Origin of the sequence: Flavobacterium sp. ACN6 (genome assembly GCF_002304005.1) — a bacterium.
Lineage (GTDB): Bacteria > Bacteroidota > Bacteroidia > Flavobacteriales > Flavobacteriaceae > Flavobacterium.
Genome location: NZ_MRCQ01000011.1, coordinates 14,394 through 37,069, shown reverse-complemented (window position 1 = coordinate 37,069; position 22,676 = coordinate 14,394). Strand labels below are relative to the sequence as shown.

At 34.4% G+C, this 22,676-nt stretch carries 15 protein-coding genes; 13 read left to right on the top strand and 2 right to left on the bottom strand.

Annotation, left to right across the window (positions count from 1 at the left end; translation table 11 throughout):
• Positions 1-48: 48 nt before the first annotated feature.
• From BSF42_RS16390 to BSF42_RS16380, 3 genes are all read left to right on the top strand, one after another.
• Positions 49-2,442, top strand: a complete 2,394-nt coding sequence (locus BSF42_RS16390) for a TonB-dependent receptor (RefSeq protein WP_095954175.1) — start codon at positions 49-51, stop codon at positions 2,440-2,442.
• 24 nt (positions 2,443-2,466) lie between these two features.
• On the top strand, positions 2,467-3,696 hold the full coding sequence (locus tag BSF42_RS16385; protein WP_095954174.1) for a DUF4374 domain-containing protein: 1,230 nt from the start codon (positions 2,467-2,469) through the stop codon (positions 3,694-3,696).
• A gap of 76 nt (positions 3,697-3,772) precedes the next feature.
• On the top strand, positions 3,773-5,236 hold the full coding sequence (locus BSF42_RS16380; protein ID WP_095954173.1) for a PepSY domain-containing protein: 1,464 nt from the start codon (positions 3,773-3,775) through the stop codon (positions 5,234-5,236).
• An 86-nt stretch (positions 5,237-5,322) separates the two neighbouring features.
• Here BSF42_RS16380 and BSF42_RS16375 read toward each other — a convergent pair whose 3' ends face one another.
• On the bottom strand, positions 5,323-6,261 hold the full coding sequence (locus tag BSF42_RS16375; RefSeq protein WP_095954172.1) for an alpha/beta hydrolase: 939 nt from the start codon (positions 6,259-6,261) through the stop codon (positions 5,323-5,325).
• 407 nt (positions 6,262-6,668) lie between these two features.
• Between BSF42_RS16375 and BSF42_RS16370 the strand changes: the two genes are divergently transcribed.
• The 8 genes from BSF42_RS16370 to BSF42_RS16335 all read left to right on the top strand — a co-directional run bounded on the left by BSF42_RS16370 (position 6,669) and on the right by BSF42_RS16335 (position 16,425).
• Positions 6,669-8,138 (top strand): MFS transporter, encoded by a 1,470-nt coding sequence (locus BSF42_RS16370; protein ID WP_095954171.1) that lies wholly within the window; start codon positions 6,669-6,671, stop codon positions 8,136-8,138.
• A 97-nt stretch (positions 8,139-8,235) separates the two neighbouring features.
• Positions 8,236-9,075 carry a 5-dehydro-4-deoxy-D-glucuronate isomerase gene (gene kduI, locus BSF42_RS16365; RefSeq protein WP_095954170.1) on the top strand — a complete coding sequence of 280 codons (840 nt, stop codon included), beginning with the start codon at positions 8,236-8,238 and terminating at the stop codon, positions 9,073-9,075.
• A 4-nt stretch (positions 9,076-9,079) separates the two neighbouring features.
• A complete protein-coding gene (locus tag BSF42_RS16360) occupies positions 9,080-9,871 on the top strand; it encodes a gluconate 5-dehydrogenase (protein WP_095954169.1) in 792 nt (263 codons plus the stop codon).
• A gap of 24 nt (positions 9,872-9,895) precedes the next feature.
• Entirely contained in the window at positions 9,896-11,299 is a 1,404-nt protein-coding gene (uxaC, locus tag BSF42_RS16355) for a glucuronate isomerase (RefSeq protein ID WP_095954168.1), read from the top strand.
• Positions 11,300-11,397: 98 nt separating this feature from the next.
• A complete protein-coding gene (locus BSF42_RS16350) occupies positions 11,398-12,420 on the top strand; it encodes a sugar kinase (RefSeq protein WP_095954167.1) in 1,023 nt (340 codons plus the stop codon).
• A gap of 10 nt (positions 12,421-12,430) precedes the next feature.
• A complete protein-coding gene (locus tag BSF42_RS16345; protein WP_095954166.1) occupies positions 12,431-13,099 on the top strand; it encodes a bifunctional 4-hydroxy-2-oxoglutarate aldolase/2-dehydro-3-deoxy-phosphogluconate aldolase in 669 nt (222 codons plus the stop codon).
• 218 nt (positions 13,100-13,317) lie between these two features.
• Positions 13,318-14,763 carry a tagaturonate reductase gene (locus BSF42_RS16340; RefSeq protein WP_095954165.1) on the top strand — a complete coding sequence of 482 codons (1,446 nt, stop codon included), beginning with the start codon at positions 13,318-13,320 and terminating at the stop codon, positions 14,761-14,763.
• A 39-nt stretch (positions 14,764-14,802) separates the two neighbouring features.
• Positions 14,803-16,425, top strand: coding sequence for a UxaA family hydrolase (locus tag BSF42_RS16335; RefSeq protein ID WP_095954164.1), 1,623 nt, complete (start codon positions 14,803-14,805; stop codon positions 16,423-16,425).
• A gap of 323 nt (positions 16,426-16,748) precedes the next feature.
• Here the strand turns inward: BSF42_RS16335 and BSF42_RS16330 are convergent, their stop codons facing one another.
• A complete protein-coding gene (locus BSF42_RS16330) occupies positions 16,749-17,777 on the bottom strand; it encodes a LacI family DNA-binding transcriptional regulator (protein WP_095954163.1) in 1,029 nt (342 codons plus the stop codon).
• Between the two features lie 286 nt (positions 17,778-18,063).
• Here BSF42_RS16330 and BSF42_RS16325 point away from each other — a divergent pair, with 286 nt between their 5' ends.
• Both BSF42_RS16325 and BSF42_RS16320 read left to right on the top strand, forming a co-directional pair.
• The gene (locus tag BSF42_RS16325) at positions 18,064-19,506 is read left to right on the top strand and encodes a glycoside hydrolase family 28 protein (protein ID WP_095954162.1); all 1,443 of its coding nucleotides are present in this window, start codon (positions 18,064-18,066) and stop codon (positions 19,504-19,506) included.
• Positions 19,507-19,539: 33 nt separating this feature from the next.
• A complete protein-coding gene (locus BSF42_RS16320; protein WP_095954161.1) occupies positions 19,540-22,671 on the top strand; it encodes a TonB-dependent receptor in 3,132 nt (1,043 codons plus the stop codon).
• Positions 22,672-22,676 lie beyond the last annotated feature (5 nt).

Sequence of the window (22,676 nt, the reverse complement as noted above, 5' to 3'; positions counted from 1 at the left end):
GAGAGTACTTTTGCGCCAAAGTTATTTATAATTAGTCTAATTAAAGATATGTCAACTCAAAAATTTTTATTTGCCAGTTTATTTTTATGCATTACGTTCTTATCGTTTTCCCAGCAAAATCAAGGGGTTTCGGTGTCTGGACAAGTTGTAGAAAATTCTGGACAAACAGTTCCTTATGCAACCATTATTATCGAAAAAACAAATCAAAGTGTAATTTCCGATGAAGATGGGAACTACATTTTTAAAAATATTACTCCAGGAAAATACACATTAAAGATTTCAGCAATTGGTTTTGCAGTTCAAAAAAAACAGATTGAAGTTGCCGGAAGTAATTTAAATATTCCGGTTAAGTTGGAAAACGAATTACAAGAGTTAGAAAGTGTAACCGTGATGGGAAGAACTCAAACTGATAAAGTAAATAAACAAGCTTATAGCGTAACAGCAATTGATGCTAAAAAACTGCACAATTCAACACTTGATTTATCTCACGCCTTAGATCGTGTTTCTGGAGTGCGTAATCGCGAATCTGGAGGAGTTGGTTCGAGATCTGAACTTTCTATAAACGGTTTTTCAGGGAATCAGATCAAAGTTTTTATTGATGGAGTTCCAATGGACAATTTTGGTTCTTCTTTTCAAATGAATAACATTCCAATCAATCTTGCAGACCGTGTAGAAGTTTACAAAGGCGTTGTGCCTATTTGGTTGGGAGGAGATGCATTGGGTGGTGCAATTAATATTGTTACAAACAGTAAGCCTAGAACATATCTAGATGCTTCTTATTCTTTCGGATCTTTTAATACGCACCGTTCCAGTATTAACGCTGGTTATACCGCAAAAAGCGGTTTTACAACAGAGATTAATGCTTTTCAAAATTATTCGGATAATAATTATTGGGTAAATGTAGATGTAGCCGATTTAAATACGGGCGCTTATTTCCCAAACAAGAGAGTGAGACGTTTTCATGATCAATACCGTAACGAAACTGTAATTTTTAATATTGGTGTAACAGGAAAAAAATATGCCGATAAATTAATGATCGGTTTTACTGGGGGCGAAAATAAAGCCGATATCCAGACTGGTGCCAGAATGGTAAGTGTGTTTGGTGAAATGTATAGAAGAGGAAGTATTGTAATGCCAACTTTAAAATATCAGGTAAAAGATTTATTTACAAAAGGTCTTAATATCAATGTTACAGGAAACTACAATTTTGGTTTTGAACAAAATGTGGATACTGTTTTTAGAAGATACAATTGGTTTGGAGATTATAAAGAATACGAAGGTAATGGAGGCGAAAGAAGCCGCACACTTCGTAAGTTTTACAATAATAATGGTGTGGCTACGGCTAATGCGACTTATACGCTTAACGAAAGACACTCTTTTATGCTGAATAATACTTTTAATACATTCAATCGTAAGGAAAGTGACGAGTTAGTTCCAGAATCTTTAACGTACAAACAACCTAAAAAGACGCAGAAAAATGTTTTAGGATTAGGTTATAAATTGGACTTTAATGAAAAATGGAGTACATCTTTATTCTTAAAAGATTATTCCTTAAAAACTACTTATACAAGAAGTTACAATCCATCTGGAAATGCGGGTGATGTCGCTTATCAAAAGTACGTAGATAATACTTCTACAACTGGATATGGAGGCGCAACGAGTTATTATATCAAACGTAATCTTCAGGTTAAAGCTTCTTTTGAGAAGAGTTACAGACTTCCAACGCCGGAAGAAATCTTTGGTAACGTAAATGATAATGTCGAAGGAAATTTAAATCTAAAACCTGAAACAAGTAACAACTTTAATGTTGGAGCGAGTTATCAGACCAGTTTCAATATTAAAAATGCTTTATCATTTGATGTAAATCTTTTACACAGAAATGCGACAGATTTTATTCGTGCAACATTGAATAATAATCAGACCATGACCACCAATGTGAATCAAGGAAAAGTAACGAATTATGGTATCGATGGAGAAATTAGATACTCTTACAGTAATCGTTTTACGGCTGGTTTTAATGCAACATATCAGAATATTCGAAATATGACTAAATACGAGCCGGATCAAAATTATGTGTCTCCATTTTATAAAGACAGAATTCCAAATATGCCGTTCCTTTTTGGAAACGCAGATGCGACTGTATTCTTCAATAATCTTTGGAAAAAAGGAAACAATTTATCGGTTGGGTACAATCTGCTTTATGTTCATACGTACTATTTATCGTGGCCAAGTATGGGAAGCAAAGATAGTAAGCTCGAGATTCCACAGCAGTTTAGCCATGATTTGAATGCGGTTTATACGCTTGCAAATGGAAAATATAATATTGCTTTTGAATGTAAAAATGTATTGGATAACAAACTATATGACAATTTCTCACTACAAAAACCAAGTCGAGCTTTTTACATAAAACTAAGATATTATTTCAGTAAATCAAATAATTAATTTTAATACAAACACCATAATACAATGAAAAAAAGTACCACATTAGCGTTATTATCAGCTGTTTTAGCTTTTACAGCTTTTTCTTGCAGCAGTGATTCTGATAAAACAGAAGAAACAGGCGGAGGAACCGATACAGGAAAAACGAAATATATCATTACTGCAACTACAGGAGCAGCAGGAATAGCAGATTATTTATTAACTGCAGATGATGTTTCTACAGGAACTATTACTACCACAGGAAACGGACTAGAGCAAGACGGAACGTACCGTTATTACATTACAGCACAAAACAACTTTTTTAGTTTATTGTACGGACAAGGAAATCCTGGAGCTGTTACAACTTATAATTTAAATGCCGAAGGAAAATTGGTCAAAAAATCTGATTTCCAAGCAGAAACTGTTCATGTATTTGCAGCTGTAAACAAGGATATCTTGACAATTAAAGTTCCAAGAAGCGGTGCATCTATTGCTTCAATGTATAAGATTGATGCTGTAAATTCACTTATTATTGGCGAAGCACAACAAGACACAAAAGTTTTAGCTAAAAATGGAGAAAGAGCTTTCTACACTTGGGCAACACAAGTTGGAGACAAAGTTTACATGCCATATATGAGTATTAAAGGAGATGGAGTAGACAACTTTGGAACTGCAAATCCAGATAGTACTTGGGTTGCGGTTTACAACTATCCAGAACTTAAATTAGAAAAAGTAATCAAAGATAACCGTACAAGTTATTTAGGAGCTTATTTCACAAACGGATTATTCCAAGATGAAATTGGAGATGCTTACGGTTTCTCTGGAGCAATTGCTACAAGTAATGCTGCTTTGACTTCTACAAAACCATCTGCAATTGTAAAAATCAAAAAAGGAACTACAGAATTTGATCAGTCTTATTTCTTCAATGTTCAGGAAAAATCTGGAGGATATAAAATTTCTTCTACATCTTATATTTCAAAAGGGAAATTCTTATTGCTAATGTACGGAAATGTTGGAAAAAACAATGGTGCAGTTAAAATGGCTATCGCCGATGTTTACAACCAAACATTTACTTGGGTAACAAATGCTCCTGCAACATTAACTTCTGTAACAAGCCGTTATAACATTACAACAGAAGACGGAAATTCTGCGGTTGTAGGTATCAATACTCCTGATGGAAACTGGATTTACACAATTAACGGTTCAACTGCCGCTGCTACAAGAGGTTTGAAAGTTGAAGGCGGACAAATTACTGCTATCCAGAAATTAAAATACTAATATTTTTTTGCCGTAAGTCCTTATTTTTTATGAGGACTTGCGGTTTTTTTATTTATCCTATTTATCTATCCAATTTATGTTTTCGTCGAAACCAAAACCTAATAACAAGAAAAAAAGTAAAAAATCGCTCTTTAAACGTGTGATGGCCTGGCTGCATTTGTGGCTGGGTTTAGCATCAGGAATTATCGTAGTGATTGTGAGTCTTACTGGCTGCATTTATGTTTTCGAAAATGAAATTAAAGATTTTATCGAAGACTGGCGTTTTGTTAAACCTCAGGAAAAAGCATTTTTGATGCCGTCTCAATTGGTTACAATTGCAGATAAAAAAATGAAAGACAAGAAAGCAACAAGTGTAACTTTTGGAGAAAAAGATGAAGCTGCAATCGTAGGTTATTTTGTGGAGAAAAAAGAAGAAGGTGGAAGAGGCAGAGGTGAAAAAACAGAAAATAATGGAGAGCGTAAAAGAGGCGGTAAAGGAAAAGATATTGCCAAAAATGAAAACCAAAGAGGGAAATCTGAGTTAAAAACTCAAGGAAATGAAAAGGGTAAAGGAAAAGGAAAGAGCGAAAAAGGCAAAGGCAAAGGCGGAAGAAGAAGCGGTACTTTTATAAGCGTTTACATGAATCCTTATACAGGAGAAATTCTTAATGTAAAAACTTTTTCAAGAGGAGACTCGCCGGATTTTTTCAGATGGATTTTAAACGGTCATCGCGCTTTATGGCTTCCATACGATATTGGGCGCCCAATTGTAGGTGTTGCCGTTTTAATTTTTGTCTTCCTGCTGATTTCTGGTATTGTTTTGTGGTGGCCTACAAAATGGATTAAGTCAATTATTGACAAAAGTTTTAAAATAAAATGGGACGCAAGTTTTAAACGCGTCAATTACGATTTGCATAATGTATTTGGATTTTACAGTTGTATTTTTCTGTTTTTTATTGCTGTAACTGGTTTAGTATGGAGTTTTGGCTGGTGGAGTAAATCTTTGTACTGGGTGACTTCAGGTGGGACACCATTGACGGAAAACCGTGAATCTCCAAAATCGGATACCACTAATATTAAAACATTTAATATTACAACAGCTGATAAAGTATTATTGAATATTAGAAAAGAAAACCCTCAGGCGGCCGGAATCATGATTAGTATTCCTGGTAAACCTGCAGATCCAATTGGTGCTTTTGTATACAAACAAAAACATACATTTTATAATATGGATCGTTATAGTTTCGATCAGCAGACTTTGAAAGAGATTTCGATTAAAACACCTTTTTCAGGAAAGTATATTGAAGCAAACATTCCAGACAAAATCCGAAGAATGAATTATGATATTCACGTAGGAAGTGTGCTGGGTTTAACGGGAAAATTTATTGCATTTTTTGCCAGTTTAATTTCTGCCAGTTTACCTATTACAGGATTTATTATCTGGTGGGGAAAGCAAAAATTTGGTAAAAAGAAAGCACCTGCTGCAAAACCAAAAGCAGCAAGTAAAGCAATTCCTGCTCCTAAATTGAAAAATAACGCAGCACAAGAAGTTACTGCTTAAAATAAAGAAATGGTTTTTTAATTCCTTTTTGTTTTTTTTTTTTTGATCAAAAGGCAAAACTTGAAAAAGTTTTGCCTTTCTTATTTTTAGTTATAACCATTAGCTTTTAGCCATTCTACACAATCTCTTGTCCAGAATTTGCTGGTATCATTTACGCCTAATCCAAAACCGTGTCCGCCTTTTTCATATAAATGTAACTCCGCTGTAATTCCGTTATTTTTAAGTGCCAGATAATAATTGATACTGTTTTCTGGAATTACAACAGTGTCATCTGTAGCATGAATTAAGAATGCCGGCGGTGTTTTAGAAGTAACTTTCTTTTCGTTAGAATAAAAATCAATCAAATCTTGTGATGGATTGTTTCCAAGTAAATTTGTCTGCGATCCTTTATGGGTGATTTTATTTTCCATTGAAACTACAGGATAAATTAAAAGAGAAAAATCAGGACGTGCACTTACTTTAAATGCCGATTCATAAACCTTATCATCATAATGTGTAGACAAAGTCGATGCCAAATGTCCTCCTGCAGAAAATCCTAAAATTCCAATCTTGTTAGGATCAATGTTCAATTTTGCTGCATTTTGCCTTACATAACGAACAGCTTCCTGCGCGTCTTGTAATGGTCCGACATTTTTATTCTTCATAATTAAATCGTTCGGAAGACGATATTTTAATACAAAAGCTACAATTCCTAAACTATTAAACCATTCGGCTACTTTTGTTCCTTCTTTGTCAAAAGCCAAATGCATATAACCGCCACCTGGACAAATGATTACCGCAGTTTGATTGGGTTTTGCATTTTTCGGAATAAAGATGCTTAAAGTTGGTACAGTAACCTGAGTCGTACTTTGTAATTTTCCATCCGTAATACTTTCTTTTTCTTTATAATCTGCTGATTTGATTTCATCTGGAATTTTATTCCATAACGGAATTACTTGATTTTGAGCACTACTTGTAAATACTCCAGAAAATAAAAGAAAACTTAAAGTAAATCCTCTTAATAATGTTTTTTTTGTATTTTTCAATTTTGTGTGTAATTATTTGATTATTAATTGTTTATTTAATTTTGCTGCAGAAAATGCAACCGTTTGTTTCTAAAAGTAAAAATAGACTAAAAAAGTTTTTGAAGACATAGAATTAAAGACAATTTTACCCCATAAAAAGGATAAATTTTACCTATTAGCTTTTAACAAATATATTGTTTAATGTGTAATTTTGTATTCTTTTTTTTATATAATATGTTTATTTAAATAGTCAAAATAATTTTTTATACAATTTATTTGGATTGTAGAGATTAAAAACTATATTTGTGCAATCGATTACATTATTTCTTTTTTGAATTGTTAAAATGTTGATTTTAACAATTTTAAATAGAAGCAGATTGAATACATTAAGATTACCAAAAATTTCAAAACTATAATACCAACTTACTATGAATCAAACCGAAACTGTTGCCGTAAATCAAGGAGTCAAATCTACAGGGAAATACCGTTGGAGTATTTGTGCCTTATTGTTTTTTGCAACAACAATTAATTATCTGGACAGACAAGTACTTTCGTTAACATGGAGTGATTTTATTGCACCGGAATTTCATTGGACAAATAACGATTACGGAAATATTACAGCTTTATTTTCTATCTTTTATGCGGTTTCTTTATTGTTCGCGGGAAGATTTGTAGATTGGTTAGATACTAAAAAAGGGTTTCTTTGGGCAATTGGTATTTGGTCAATAGGAGCTTGTCTTCATGCATTTTGCGGCATTGCAACTTCTGGAATTATTACAGGAGAATGGTTCGTAGGATTTCATGGTTCAAAGGAAATAATCAGTACGATCAGCGATACTGCATTGGTGATCAATGTGAGTGTTGCTCTTTTTATATTTGCTCGTTTTGTTTTGGCAGTTGGAGAGGCAGGAAACTTTCCTGCAGCGATTAAAACTACAGCTGAATATTTTCCTAAAAAAGACAGAGCATTTGCAACCAGTATTTTTAATGCAGGAGCGACAGTTGGAGCTTTAGCGGCGCCAATTACAATTCCGTTTATTGCCAAATCTTTCGGTTGGGAAATGTCTTTCATTATCATTGGAGCTCTAGGATTTATTTGGATGGGATTTTGGATGTTCATGTACGATAAACCGGAAAGACATGCAAAGGTTACTTCAGATGAATTAGCATACATTCAACAAGATGATATCGCCGACAGTAAATTGGTGGGTTATGTTCCAGAAACATCTACTAAAGTGTCTCTCGCAGACTGCTTTAAATACAAACAAACTTGGGCTTTTGCTTTTGGTAAATTTATGACAGATGGTGTTTGGTGGTTTTTCTTATTCTGGACTCCAGCTTATTTAAGCTCTGTTTACGGAATGGATTCTACAGAAGCAGCTTTGCCGTTGTTTGTACTTTATATGATTACATTATTGTCAATTATTGGAGGATGGCTTCCAACTTACTTTGTTGAGAAAAAAGGAATGAATCCATACGAAGGAAGAATGAGAGCAATGCTGATTTTTGCATTTTTTCCATTATTAGCTTTAATCGCGCAGCCTTTAGGATATATCAGTTACTGGATTCCAGTTATCATTATCGGAATTGCGGGAGCGGCGCACCAATCTTGGTCAGCAAATATTTTTACAACTGTAGGAGATATGTTTCCTAAAAAAGCAATTGCAACCATTACAGGAATTGGAGGTTTAGCAGGAGGAATTGGCTCGACTTTAATCAATAAAGGGTCAGGAGTTTTGTTTGATTATGCAAAAGAAACAAATATGGCTTTTATGGGATTTAAAGGAATTGAGTCAGGATATTTTATCATTTTCTCTATCTGTGCCGTTTGTTATCTAACGGGATGGATTGTAATGAAAACTTTGGTTCCAAAATACAGACCGATCACAAATTTGTAATGGATAATTTTTCTAAATAGAATATTTTTTCATTTGAATTATGGTTTTTCAATATAAAAAATTAATTTTGTGCAATCGATTACATTAAATAAAAATTATGACAAAATATAGTTCAAGATACGCGTCAAGCCCAGAAGCTGTTAAAAAATATGATACACAACAATTGAGAGAAGAATTCTTGATTGATGACCTAATGCAGGAAAATGAAGTAGTATTGGTTTATTCTCACTACGACAGATATATTGCAGGTTCTGCAGTACCGGTAAAAGGTGATTTAACTTTAGAAACAATTGATCCGCTTAAAGCGCCATATTTTTTAGAAAGAAGAGAAATCGGAATTATCAATGTTGGAGGAAGTGGTTCTGTTGTGGTTGAAGGAACAACTTATGAACTAGGTTTTAAAGATGCTTTATACATCGGAAGCGGTAATAAAGAAGTAATTTTTAAAAGTGCTGACAGCGCTAATCCAGCTAAATTTTACATCAACTCTGCACCGGCTCATACTTCTTACCCAACAGTAAAAGTAAGCTTAGCAGAAGCAAATAAATTAGAATTGGGTACAATGGAAACGGCAAATCACCGTACAGTAAACCAGATGATTATTGGAAGTGTTGTTACAACCTGCCAATTGCAAATGGGGATGACGGAGCTGCGACCAGGAAGTGTTTGGAACACCATGCCGGCACACGTGCACGATCGTAGAATGGAAGTTTATTTTTATTTGGATATTCCAGAAAACCAAGCAGTTTGTCACTTTATGGGACAGCCGCAGGAAACAAGACATATCTGGATGAACAATCATCAGGCAGTTATTTCTCCGCCTTGGTCAATTCACTCAGGTTCAGGAACCAGTAACTATACTTTTATCTGGGGAATGGCTGGTGAGAATTTAGATTATGGAGATATGGATGTTTGTAAAATCACAGATTTAAGATAAGAAAATGACAAACTTATTTGACATACAAGGAAAGGTTGCCCTTATTACAGGAAGTACTCACGGACTGGGAATGGCAATGGCAAAAGGATTAGGTGAAGCTGGAGCAACAATTGTGGTGAATGGAAATTCGTCTCAGCAAAAAATTGACGATGCTGTAGCAGCGCTAAAAAGTGAAGGAATCAATGCAGTAGGTTACAAATTTAATGTAACAGATGAGCAGGAAGTTAAAACAGCTGTTGCAAAAATTGAAAGTGAAGTAGGACCAATCGATATCTTGATCAACAATGCTGGAATTATTAAAAGAATTCCGCTTTTGGATATGGAAGTTGCAGATTTTAGAGAAGTAGTTGATATTGATTTAGTAAGTCCGTTTATTGTTTCTAAACATGTTGCAAAAGGAATGATTGAAAGAAGACAAGGAAAAATAATCAACATTTGCTCTATGATGAGCGAATTAGGCCGTAGTACAGTTTCTGCTTATGCTGCTGCAAAAGGCGGTTTAAAAATGCTGACTAAAAATATGGCGACAGAATGGGCAAAGTACAATGTTCAGATCAACGGAATTGGTCCTGGATATTTTGCTACAGAACAAACAAAACCAATTAGAGTTGACGGACATCCGTTTAACGATTTTATCATCAGCAGAACTCCTGCTGCAAAATGGGGAGATCCAAGCGATCTAGCCGGAGCAGCAATATTTTTATCTTCCAAAGCGAGTGATTTTGTAAACGGTCACATTTTATATGTTGACGGCGGTATCCTTGCTACAATTGGAAAACCTTCAAACGAAGAATAATTCTCAAATTATATTTTAAAAGACATGAGCGCAAATACATTCATACATGACAATTTTTTATTAGAAAATAAATACGCTGAAGAGTTATACCACAACTACTCTAAAAATCAGCCAATTATTGATTACCATAATCACCTTAATCCGCAGTTTATTGCTGAAGATAAGATTTTTGATAATATAACAAATGTATGGATCAACGGCGATCACTACAAATGGCGTGCAATGCGTACATTAGGGATTAACGAGCAGTTTGTGACTGGAAACGGTTCAGATAAAGATAAGTTCTTAAACTGGGCAAAAACAGTTCCGTACACGATGCGTAATCCGTTATACCACTGGACACATTTAGAATTAGCTCGTTATTTTGATATTTATGATTTGCTAAATGAAAAATCAGCGGAGAAAATTTATATCGAAACTTCTGAAAAAATAAATTCTCAAGCTTACAGCACACAGAATCTTCTTAAAAAAGTAAATGCTGAATTAGTTTGTACTACAGAAGATCCAATTGACAGTTTAGAGTTTCACCAGAAATTCGCGAACAATTCAGTTGGAATCAAAATGAGTACGGCTTTCAGACCTGATAAAGCCATCTTAATTTCTAATGATGGTTATAATGCATATCTGGACACATTAGGGGATGTGTCCGGAGTTGCAATTAATACTTATGCTGACTTGCAAACGGCATTAAGAAAAAGAATTGAATATTTTAATGCAAACGGATGTAAATTAAGTGATCACGGTTTAGATCAGATTTATTTTGAAGAATTTACAGAATCTGAGGTAAATGCAATCTTCAAAAAGAAAAGAGAAAATAGAATATTGTCGCCAGAAGAAGCTTTAAAATTCCAAAGTGCTGTTTTATTATTCTTAACAGAAACGTATCATGAATTTGGATGGGTACAGCAGTTTCACTTAGGGGCATTGCGTAACAATAATGCTCGTATGCACAGAATTTTAGGTCCTGATACTGGATGGGATTCTATTGGAGATTACCCGCAGGCTCAAAAATTATCAAACTTTTTAAATGCTTTAGATAGTAAAGATAAATTGACAAAAACAATTATCTACAACCTAAATCCAGCTGATAACGAAGTTATGGCAACTATGATTGGAAATTTCAATGACGGAAGTGTTCGTGGAAAAGTTCAATTTGGTTCAGGATGGTGGTTTTTAGATCAAAAAGATGGAATGACAAAGCAGTTAAATGCGCTTTCAAATATGGGATTAATCAGCTGTTTTGTTGGAATGCTGACAGATTCAAGAAGTTTCTTATCGTTCCCCAGACACGAATATTTCAGACGTATTTTATGTAATCTTTTAGGAGATGAAATCAAACGCGGTGAACTTCCAAATGATATGGAATGGATCGGAAAATTAGTTGCCGACATTTCATATAACAATGCAAAAGAATATTTCAAATTTTAATTAAAAGTTAACCGCAAAGTTCGCAAAGATTTACGCAAGGTTCGCTAAGTTTTTAAATCCTTGTTAATCCTTGTAATCTGTGGCAAAAAAAATATAATATGAGTAGAGTAGTTGCATTTGGAGAAATCATGCTTCGTTTATCAACAGAAAGACATTTAAGGTTTGCGCAGTCAACAGCATTTGGTGCTACGTATGGCGGCGGCGAATTTAACGTTTGTGTTTCGTTGGCTAATTACGGTGTAAATGCTGAATTTGTTACCAGATTACCAGAAAATGAAATTGGTGTTTCTGCATTAAGAGAAATCCGAAAAATGAATGTAGAATCTAAAAACATTGTTTACGGAGGCGAACGTTTAGGAATCTATTTTCTAGAAACTGGAGCGGGAACTCGCGGCAGTAATGTTGTTTACGATCGTGCTCACAGCGCAATGTCAACTATAGAAAAAGGTCAGGTTGACTGGGAAAAAGTTTTAGAAGGAGCTGAATGGTTTCACTGGAGCGGTATTACACCGGCTATTTCTCAAAGTGCTGCTGAAGCTTGTTTAGAGGCAATTAAAACAGCTCACAAACTTGGAATTAAAATTTCTTGCGACTTAAATTATAGATCAAAACTGTGGCAGTACGGAAAAACACCAAGCGAAGTAATGCCGGAAATGCTGAAATACAGTAATGTTATTTTAGGAGATATCGATACAGCTTATTTTATGCTTGGAATTCCGAAGGTAAATCCAAATTATCAAGACGAGAAATCGCTTCCAGCTTTATACACAAAATTGTTCGAATTGATTCCAAATCTGAAAATTGCTGCTACGACACTTCGTTATTCTGTTAGTGCTTCACACCAGAGAATCGGCGGTATTTTATTTGACGGAAAAGCAATTTACAGCGCGGCCGTTAAAGAAGTTACACCAGTTGTAGACCGCGTTGGTAGTGGTGATGCCTTTATGGGCGGATTAATTTATGGTTTATTAGAATATCAAAATAACAACCAAAGAGCGTTGGATTTTGCAGTTGCAGCATGTTGCTTAAAACATACCATTGCAGGCGATTACAACTTGGTTACATTAAAAGAAGTTGAAAATATGATTGATGGTGATGGTTCTGCATTAGTATCAAGATAATAAAATAAAAATGGCAAAATATTCAAGAATAGAAGTCGCTTCGCAAATGAAAGAAAACGGTATGGTTCCGTTGTTTTTTCATTCTGATATCGAGCTGAGTAAAAAAGTTTTAAAAGCATGTTACGATGGAGGTTCCAGATTAATGGAATTTACCAGCAGAGGTGATTTTGCACACGAAGTTTTTGGAGCATTAAACAAATATGCTTTAGCTGAATTACCAGGAATGATTTTAGGAGTTGGATCTATTACAGATGCTGCTTCGGCTTCATTATACATGAGTTTGGGAGCCAATTTTATAGTTACGCCAGTTTTTAGAGAAGATATAGCTATAGCTTGTAACCGAAGAAAAGTATTGTGGTCGCCAGGCTGCGGTACGTTGACAGAAATTGCAAGAGCTGAAGAATTAGGCTGTGAAATTGTAAAATTATTTCCAGCAGATATTTACGGACCAGAGTTTATCAAAGCCATAAAAGGACCTTGCCCGTGGACTAACATTATGCCTACAGGCGGTGTTTATCCAACTGTAGAAAGTTTGAGTTCATGGCTCAATGCAGGAGCGACTTGTGTTGGTTTAGGCTCACAATTGATTTCAAAAGATATATTAGACAATAAAGATTTCGACGGTTTGACTGCAAAAGTCAGCCAGGTTCTTGATATTATAAAAGAGATTAGAAAATAGATTAAGGGGTAATCATGCCAACTCCTTATTTTATAAGTTTTTTTTAGATTTTTAGAGATTGTAATTGAACATTACGCTTGAAAAATTTAGTCTGCCATTCCTCACAGCAGGTTTTATTTTGCTAATCGGGTGTAATGTTTCATTTGCAATTTAAAAGGCAGAAATAAAGAAATAAGGTTTATAGATGGTTATTTATAACGCATTAAAGAAAATTTAAAATGAAAAAATTAAATAGAGTAAATACAGGATTAGAAAAGTTGCAGCCAATTAAGGTGGTTCAGTTTGGAGAAGGTAACTTTTTAAGAGCCTTTGTTGATTATGCTTTTGACAAACTAAATAAAGAAGTTGATTTTAATGCCGGTATTGCAATAGTTCAACCTTTGAAAGACGGTATGGTAAATATGATTAATGACCAAGATGGTCTTTATACCTTGTTTATGAACGGAATTAAAAAAGGTGAAAAGATACAAGATATTGAGCTAATTTCTAATATTGTAAAAACTATAAACCCTTATACTGAATTTGTAAATTATTTGGCTTTAGCCAAAGAAGAACAACTTCAGTTTATTGTTTCTAATACTACAGAAGCTGGAATTGAATTTATTGAAAGTGATACTCCAGACATGCAGCCGCCAGTTTCGTTTCCTGCAAAGCTGACTGTTTTATTATATGAAAGATTCAAACATTTTAATGGAGATGCTTCTAAAGCAGTAACAATCATTCCTTGTGAATTAATTGATTATAACTCTGAGACGCTTAAAAAATATATTTTACAATATGTCGATTTATGGAAGTTAGAAGATGCATTTAAAACTTGGGTATCAGATGCTTGCACATATCATAGTACTTTGGTTGACAGAATTGTTCCTGGATATCCAAGAGCTGAAATTGAAGAATACAATAATAAATTGGATTATGAGGACAATTTAATTGTTGCCGCTGAACCTTTTTTCCTTTGGGCTATTGAAGGTGGAGATGATTTAAAAGCAAAATTGCCTTTTCATAAGACAGATTTGAATGTAAAAATCGTTGATGATATACGTCCTTTTAAAATGATTAAAGTTCGTATTTTAAATGGTGCGCACACGGCAATGGTTCCTTTTTCACTTTTGCATGGTAATAAATTAGTAATGGAAACTGTTAACGGAGATTTTACGGGAAAATTTGTAAATAGCGTTATTAGTGAAATAAGTGAAACTCTTGATATGGACAAAAATGAAATTACGGCCTATTCTGAGGAAGTAATGGACCGATTTAAAAATCCATTTATCAAACACGCACTTGCTGATATTGCATTAAACTCTGTATCGAAATTCAAAGTAAGAGTTTTACCTAGTTTATTAGGATATTATAAGGCTAACAAAAAATTGCCTGTTAATTTGACTTTTTCATTAGCGAGTTTAATTCGTTTCTACAAAGGAGCGTGGAATGGTCAAAGTTTACCAGTTAAAGATGGTGAAGATATTACAACATTCTTTACCGGACTTTGGAAATCTGATGATTACGAAAAAATTGCTCGTTTAACATTACAGAATAAAAGTTTCTGGGATGAAGATTTAACAGAAATCCCTGGATTGACAAAAGCAATTACAATTGCATTAGAAGAAATAGATGCAAATGGTATTGAAGCTGGCTTTGCTAAGTTTCAAGAAAGAATAAAATAAAAAAAAACACATAAAAAGAACAAAGAACAAAGGTTAATTATGGCAACGCAGAAAAAATTAATAAAAGTTAATCCTACTGATAACGTAGCGGTGGCTTTGGTAAATCTTACAGCAGGCGAAGTAATTGATTTTGAAGGAGAATCAATTACTGTTGAGTCTGATGTAAAAATGAAACATAAGATTGCAATGGTTCCTTTTAATGTAGGAGACAGAATCATTATGTATGGTGTTTTGGTTGGTAAAGCGAGTGCAAGAATCGAAAAAGGAGGATTGCTTTCTACTTTGAACGTAAAACACGAAAGTGATAAAGTTACTGGTAAAACAGAAACTATTGGCTGGAATGCTCCAAATGTGGACAAATGGAAAGACAGAACGTGGCAGGGCTATCATAGAGAAGATGGACAGGTGGGAACAGAAAATGTTTGGTTATTTTTTCCATTAGTTTTTTGTGAAAACAGAAACATCGAAATCTTAAAAGATATTTTTGAGAAGGAATTGATGAAACCTAAAGAAAACGACTATCAATTGTTGCTGCGTTCTTTAGTGAAATCAGAAACGGGAGGAGCAGGAAATCAAGAAGCTTCAAACGATGCTAATTTATTCAATAATATTGAAGTTAAATTTATTACACACCAGGGAGGCTGTGGTGGAATTCGTCAGGATTCGCACAGTTTGGCTAAACTTTTGGCTGGTTACGTAAACAATCCAAACGTTGCTGGAGCAACAGTTTTGAGTTTAGGATGTCAGAACTTACAGATTCAGATTTTCAAAGATGCTTTAGATGCTATTAATCCGAACAGTAAAAAACCTGTTTTGATTTACGATCAGCAGTCTATTGGAACAATCGAAACTATGCTGAGCAGTGTTGTAAAAGATACTTTCGAAGCAATTAAAAAAGCAAACGAAATTAAAAGAGAACCAGCTCCATTGTCTAAACTAAGAATTGGTTTAGAGTGTGGTGGATCTGACGGATTCTCTGGAATTTCTGCAAACCCTACATTGGGTGTGTTATCTGATCATTTAGTTGCTTTGGGAGGAACTACAATTCTTTCTGAATTTCCTGAATTATGTGGAGTAGAACAGGAATTAGTAAATCGTTGTATAGATGATAAGGATGGAAAACGTTTCTTAGACTTAATGCAATGGTACGAAAAAACAGTTGTTGATGCAGGTTCAGGATTTGATATGAATCCTTCTCCAGGTAACATTAAAGACGGTTTGATTACAGATGCAATGAAATCGGCTGGTGCTGCTAAAAAAGGTGGAACATCGCCAATTACAGGTGTTTTCGATTATGGAGAATATATTAATGAGCCAGGCTTTACATTGTTATGTACGCCAGGAAATGATGTAGAATGCACCACTGCAATGGTGGGTTCTGGAGCAAATATGGTATTGTTTACAACAGGTTTAGGAACGCCGACAGGAAACCCAATTGCGCCGGTTGTAAAGATCTCATCAAATACTCAGCTAGCAAACAAAATGTCTGACATTATAGATATTGACACGGGCGGCATTATCACTGGTGAAAAATCAATTGACGAAATGGCTGATGAAATGCTTGAATTTATTATTAATGTTGCCAGCGGTACCATTAAGACAAAAGCAGCAGTTTTAAATCAAAACGATTTTATTCCTTGGAAAAGAGGGGTTTCACTTTAATTTTTTAGGCACTAAGGTTCTAAGGGGCAAAGTGGCAAAGGTTTATATAGAAGACGTACAGTACTTGTGCGTCTTTTTTTTTTTTTTTTTTTTTCTAGAGAAAGCTCCAGCGGAGCAAAATATTTATAGAATTATAATAAGACAAACAACATAAAGCTGCCGGAGGAGCGACATATATTTAGTTTGCAGAAAAAATATGTCGCTCCTCTAGAGCTTTATGTTGAAATTACTTATCTTTTGCTATAAATATTTCGCTTCGATGAAGCTTACAAAAAAAGCTATCCTTTTGAGATAGTCTGTTATATAATTTATATGAAAAAAAATTAAAAATTAGTTCTTGTAGAAGATTTACGAATGTGTAATTCTGGTGCAAGAACTACCTTTTTTTCGATTTTGATAGTGTCTGTTTTGTCTACTTGTTCTAGGAAAACACGAGCAGACATTCTTCCCATTTCTAATGGCGACTGATCAACAGAAGTGATTGATAATTCCATGAATTTAGTAAAAGGTTCGTTACTGAAACCCGCTACACAAAACTCATTTGGAATACTAATATTTCGCTCTTTTAATTCCTGAATTGCGCCCAAAGCAGCAAAATCACTTGAAGAAAATAGCGCATCAGGAGGAGTTTCTAACTTTAAAAGTTTGTCAACAGATTCCTTTCCAGCGTCTACGCTACTTTTAGTGTAGATAACGTATTCTTCATTAAAAGAAATTCCGTTGTCTAATAAAGCTTGTTTGTATCCTAAAAAACGGTTTTTAAAGATGTCTAATGATTGATCTCCAGAAAAGTGGGCAATATTTCTGCAGCCTTCATCTATTAAATGTTTGGTAGCTAAATAACCTCCTTTAAAGTCATTGATAGTGACAGAACTTACGCCGTCAATATGTTTACTTCTATCGAAAAATATCAGCGGTACATTTTTTTCTAATACATTTCTGAAAGCGCTGTCGTTTTCATCAGAAACACCAGTAACAGACATCATAATTCCGTCAACCTGTGCATCTATAAGCGTATGGAGATTTTCGTTTTCTCGCTTAATACTTTCATGTGTCTGGCAGATAATAACTTGATAGCCATGAGGATAAAGTTCTTCTTCGATACCTCTAATTACAGAGGCGAAGAAATTGCTGTCAATACGCGGAACGATAACTCCAATATTATTACTTCGGCCGCTCTTTAAAGCCAGCGCCAGTTTATTTTGTTTATAGTTCATTGCCGCCGCAGTTTTAATAACTAATTCACGTGTGGCCTCCTTAATTTTAGGATTGTTGTTCAATGCTCTAGAAACGGTGGCAGCCGTGATATTTAGTTTTTCAGCAATATCATAAATAGTTACTTTTTCACTCATTGAAAAAAAAGTTTTCGGATTATTTTTAGACAAAAATACATTTTTTTTTATTACGTAATATAAAATGTTATCGATTACCTTGCGATATAACTAAAACGTTTTAGATTCTACAATGATAATAAATTATGTGTTTTTTTAAATTAAATGTAAATATAATTTATAATAAAAATTAAATATATAATTTTTTTCTAAATTAATTTGGTGTCTTAGAACAATTTTTCTACTTTCGTGTAATCGATTACATAATTCGTTTGTGTTTTTAATTTTAAATAAGAAAATACTGCCAATGATTCCAAGTAAAGACATAAGATTTAAATGGATTTTATTTTTAATAGCTTCAGGCGTATTAGCAATATCTTGTGCAAAACAAACAGCATCAGTTTCTTCCGATGCAAATCCGTGGAAAAAAATGGATTTGGTTTTAAAAAGTATTCCAAATACACATTTCTTAGATAAGACATATAATATAAACGATTTTGGTGCTGTTGCAGACGGGAAAACGCTAAATACAATTGCGTTTCAAAAAGCAATTCAAGCGTGTGCTGCAAATGGCGGAGGTAAAGTTCTGGTTCCAAATGGAAAATATTTGACCGGCGCCATACATTTAGAAAGCAATGTAAATCTGCATTTAGAAGATCAGGCTGAAATTCTTTTTAGCTTAAATCCAAAAGATTATCCTATTGTTCATACTTCTTGGGAAGGGACAGAATTAATGAATTATTCCCCGCTGATTTACGCTAAGAATAAAACAAATATCGCTGTAACCGGAAAAGGTACTTTAAACGGTCAGGCAGATAGTACAAATTGGTGGATTTGGTCTGGAGGAAAAAATTACGGATGGAAAAAGGGAGTTCCGTCTCAAAATGATCCAGCAAATCGTGAAGTATTAGTGGAAATGGCTGAAAAAGGAGTTCTAGTATCAGAAAGAATTTTTGGTGACGGACGTTATTTAAGACCCAATTTTATTGAGTTTTTTGAATGCAATACTGCTTTAATAAAAGATGTTACAATCATTAATTCTCCTTTCTGGATTCTACATCCAATTAAGACAAATAACATGATTATTGACGGTGTAACGGTTAACAGCCATGGACCAAATAATGATGGCTGTGATCCGGAATATTCTCAGAACATTGTAATCAAAAACTGTACGTTTAATACAGGCGATGATTGTATCGCTATTAAGGCAGGACGTGATGGAGACGGACGACGAGTGGCAATTCCGAGTAAAAATATAATTGTGCAAAAGTGCAAAATGATCGATGGTCATGGCGGCGTTGTAATTGGGAGCGAAATTTCTGCAGGAGTAAATAATGTTTTTGTTGAAGACTGCGTAATGGACAGTCCAAATCTGGATCGCGCAATTCGTATTAAAACCAACTCAAAAAGAGGAGGGATTATAGAAGATATTTTTGTTAGGAACCTTGAAGTGGGAACCGTTAAAGAATGTGTTTTAAAACTAAACATGTTTTATAATGTTTACGGTTCTCAAACAGGGAATTTCATTCCGACAATTAGAAATGTCAGTTTAGAAAATGTGAATGTAAAAAACGGTGGAAAATACAGCGTTTGGGCAGAAGGATACGCGTCATCTCCAGTAGAAAATATTACACTTAAAAATGTGAAAATTCAAAAGGTCGATTCTGTTTATCGATTAAAAAATGTGAAAAATATAAACTTTATAAATACCTATATCAATGAAAAAAAAGTAGAATCTATTAAACACTAAACACTATCAATTAACCAAACTTTAAACCACACTATGAGTATTAAACAATTATCTAAGAAAAAAGAAAAATACGGCTTTGTATTTTTGTTTTTCCTGAATTTACTTTTGTGCAGTAATGTAAATGCACAATCAACCACAATTGAAGGAAAAATTACAGATGCAGCAGGATTATCTCTGCCAGGCGTAAATGTTCAGGAAAAAGGAACTAAAAACGGAACTTCAACAGATTTTGAAGGAAGTTTTAAAATTAATGTAACCAATTCAAAAGCTACTTTAATAATCAGTTATTTAGGTTTTCAAACACAAGAAATAAGTGTCGCTGGAAAATCTAAAATTAATGTAAGTCTTGCAGAACAATCAAACTCACTTAATGAAGTTGTTGTTGTTGGATACGGTTCTGTAAAAAAGACAGATCTTACAGGATCTGTAAGTACAATTAGTGCCGCTACAATTACAGAAAGAAATACAATTAATCCATTGGAAGCAATTCAGGGAAGTACGCCTGGAGTGCAGATTTCATCTTCATCTGGTCGTGCTGGAGACGGATTTAAAGTTGTAATTAGAGGAAATAATTCATTAATCGCCGATTCTAGTAATCCAAATATGGTTGGTTCTTCACCTTTATATGTTGTGGATGGTGTTCCAATGGACGGAATCGACTTTTTAAATCCACAAGACATTGCTAGAATGGACGTTTTAAAAGATGCTTCATCTGCAGCTATTTATGGTTCTAGAGGATCAAATGGTGTAATTATAGTAACGACTAAAAGTGGAACAAGTGCCAAAGCAGGCATTAGTGTAACTTTTGATACTTCTTATGGAAATAAAACTGCTGCTAGACTACCAAAAATGATGAGCGGTGAAGAATGGTGGAAATTTCACCAAGTTGCTTATATGAGCGCTACACCTCAAACTCAGACTCCGGCGCAACTGGCATCTTTGGCAGGAAATCAAAGTCCGCTTCTGGTTTCTCGTGCCAACAGCGGTTACAATTTTGATTGGTACGATGCGGTGCTTAGAACTGGTATGACCGAGAATAATTATTTAAATATTACAGGTCGTTCAGATTCTGGCTTAAGTTATAATTTAGGTTTCGGAATTCAGAGTGATCGTGGTCTTATAGAAAACGATGCTACAGATAAATACTCTTTCAAATTAGGACTAAATCACAAAATAAATGATAAATTTTCTACAGGAGTAAATGTTACAATCGCCAGATTAAACAATCAATTAGGTAGCGATTTAGCAATGCAGGATGCATTTAGATTAAGTCCATTAATGTCTCCTTGGGCAGTCGATGCTGCGGGTAATGAGAAAGTAGGAACTTTGTTTTTCCTTCCTGGAAAACTGACTTATCCTGATGGTTCTTGGGCAATTAATAAAACATCAACTGTAAATCCGTTAATGGAGATTGCTAATTCTTCTCAAACAGAAAAAACATGGCAGACAGTTGGAAATGTTTATTTCCAGTACCAGCCTATAAAATGGCTTTCGTTTAAAACTACTTTTGCAGCAGGAATTATGGATACATCAGAATCTGCAGCTTATACCGCGCAGACAAATGCAGGTGTGACATTAAATGGAAAGAATTCTGCCATTTTAGAAAGTTCTAATAACTTTAATTATACTTGGGATAATCAAATAGATTTGAAACATACTTTTAATGAAGTACACGATTTTAGCTTATTGCTACTTCAAAGTTTGTATTCTAATGTTGACGAAAGTTCTTATATGGCTTCAAACAATCAGCCTTTTGATGTAGGTACAGATAATATGGGGTCTGGTGTGCAGACCAGTTATGTAATCAAATCTGCTTATGCTAAAAATACCTTAAATTCATATGCGGTACGTTTGAACTATGCATTTAGAGACAAATATTTAGTTACAGCATCTACCAGATGGGATGGTTCTTCTGTTTTATCAGAAGGCAACAAATGGCAGAGTTTTCCGTCGCTTGCTTTAGGATGGAAATTAAGTAAAGAATCATTTTTGGAAAACAGCTCAGTGGTTTCGGACTTAAAAATACGTGCAAGTATTGGTTATACAGGAAATGACAACGTAGCTCCATATACTTCTCAGGCTTTATTAAACCAGCAGACGTTTTATGCTGCAGGACCAAATGTTGTTCCTGGATGGCAGTCAGAGAATTTAGCAAATCCGAATTTAACTTGGGAAAAAACCAGAGAATACAATTTAGGGATTGATTTCGGATTTTTACAAAATAGAATTTCAGGTAGTGTAGATGTTTATGATAGACTTTCAGATGACTTAATTTACAAACAGCAGTTACCAGCAGAAACAGGATGGAAAAATACTTTTGCAAATGTTGGATCGGTAAGCAACAAAGGGATAGAGGTTTTATTAACGACTAAAAACATCAAATCTAAAAATGTAAATTGGGAAACTACTTTTACATTTACTAAAAACGTAAATAAACTAGAGTCAATTTACAATCAAGATCAGGTTAGTGATATTGGTAATAAATTAATTCTTGGTGCACCGTTAAATCCAAATTACAATTATGTTTACGACGGAGTTTGGCAGGAAAGCGAAGCAGCACAGGCAGCATCTTACGGAATGGCTCCAGGGCAGGCGAGACCAAAAGACTTAAACGGAGACGGAAAATTTAATCAAGACGACAGAACGGTAATTGGAAATCCGAATCCAGAATGGCAGGGAAGTTTATATTCAAAATTGACTGTAGGTCAGTTTGATTTTAATTTCTCAGTGCTGACAAGTCAGGGGCAGACAGTTTTAAGTACTTTTCACCAAAACTTTGCCGACGTAAGTGATAGAGGCCGTCAAAAATTAGCAATGGATTATTTTATTCCAACTAATGGTACAGGCATCGAAGCAAATGCAAACAATACAAACCCAAGACCAGGACCAGTTGCAACTGGAGCTGGTGCTTATTGGACTTCTTTATTTGGTTATTACAGAGACGCATCTTATGTAAAAATCAAAAATATATCTTTAGGTTACACCTTAGACTCAGAGTTACTTAAAAGATTAAAAATAAGTAATTTAAGAGTTTATGTAAATGTTCTCGATCCATTTGTGTTTACAAATTTTGATGGGTATGATCCAGAATGGGCAGGTTCGCCTTTTGGTGTGAATCGTCCTGCATCTGTAACTACACAATTAGGATTAAGTGTTAAATTTTAATAAAG

Bases quoted from the DNA above. Each gene is read 5' to 3' on its own strand.
- BSF42_RS16350 (WP_095954167.1), top strand. From the start codon at position 11,398: ATGAGTAGAGTAGTTGCATTTGGAGAAATCATGCTTCGTTTATCAACA.
- kduI (WP_095954170.1), top strand. From the start codon at position 8,236: ATGACAAAATATAGTTCAAGATACGCGTCAAGCCCAGAAGCTGTTAAA.
- BSF42_RS16330 (WP_095954163.1), bottom strand. From the start codon at position 17,777: ATGAGTGAAAAAGTAACTATTTATGATATTGCTGAAAAACTAAATATC.
- BSF42_RS16370 (WP_095954171.1), top strand. From the start codon at position 6,669: ATGAATCAAACCGAAACTGTTGCCGTAAATCAAGGAGTCAAATCTACA.
- BSF42_RS16340 (WP_095954165.1), top strand. From the start codon at position 13,318: ATGAAAAAATTAAATAGAGTAAATACAGGATTAGAAAAGTTGCAGCCA.
- BSF42_RS16325 (WP_095954162.1), top strand. From the start codon at position 18,064: ATGATTCCAAGTAAAGACATAAGATTTAAATGGATTTTATTTTTAATA.
- BSF42_RS16345 (WP_095954166.1), top strand. From the start codon at position 12,431: ATGGCAAAATATTCAAGAATAGAAGTCGCTTCGCAAATGAAAGAAAAC.
- BSF42_RS16360 (WP_095954169.1), top strand. From the start codon at position 9,080: ATGACAAACTTATTTGACATACAAGGAAAGGTTGCCCTTATTACAGGA.
- BSF42_RS16320 (WP_095954161.1), top strand. From the start codon at position 19,540: ATGAGTATTAAACAATTATCTAAGAAAAAAGAAAAATACGGCTTTGTA.
- BSF42_RS16385 (WP_095954174.1), top strand. From the start codon at position 2,467: ATGAAAAAAAGTACCACATTAGCGTTATTATCAGCTGTTTTAGCTTTT.
- BSF42_RS16335 (WP_095954164.1), top strand. From the start codon at position 14,803: ATGGCAACGCAGAAAAAATTAATAAAAGTTAATCCTACTGATAACGTA.
- BSF42_RS16390 (WP_095954175.1), top strand. From the start codon at position 49: ATGTCAACTCAAAAATTTTTATTTGCCAGTTTATTTTTATGCATTACG.
- uxaC (WP_095954168.1), top strand. From the start codon at position 9,896: ATGAGCGCAAATACATTCATACATGACAATTTTTTATTAGAAAATAAA.
- BSF42_RS16380 (WP_095954173.1), top strand. From the start codon at position 3,773: ATGTTTTCGTCGAAACCAAAACCTAATAACAAGAAAAAAAGTAAAAAA.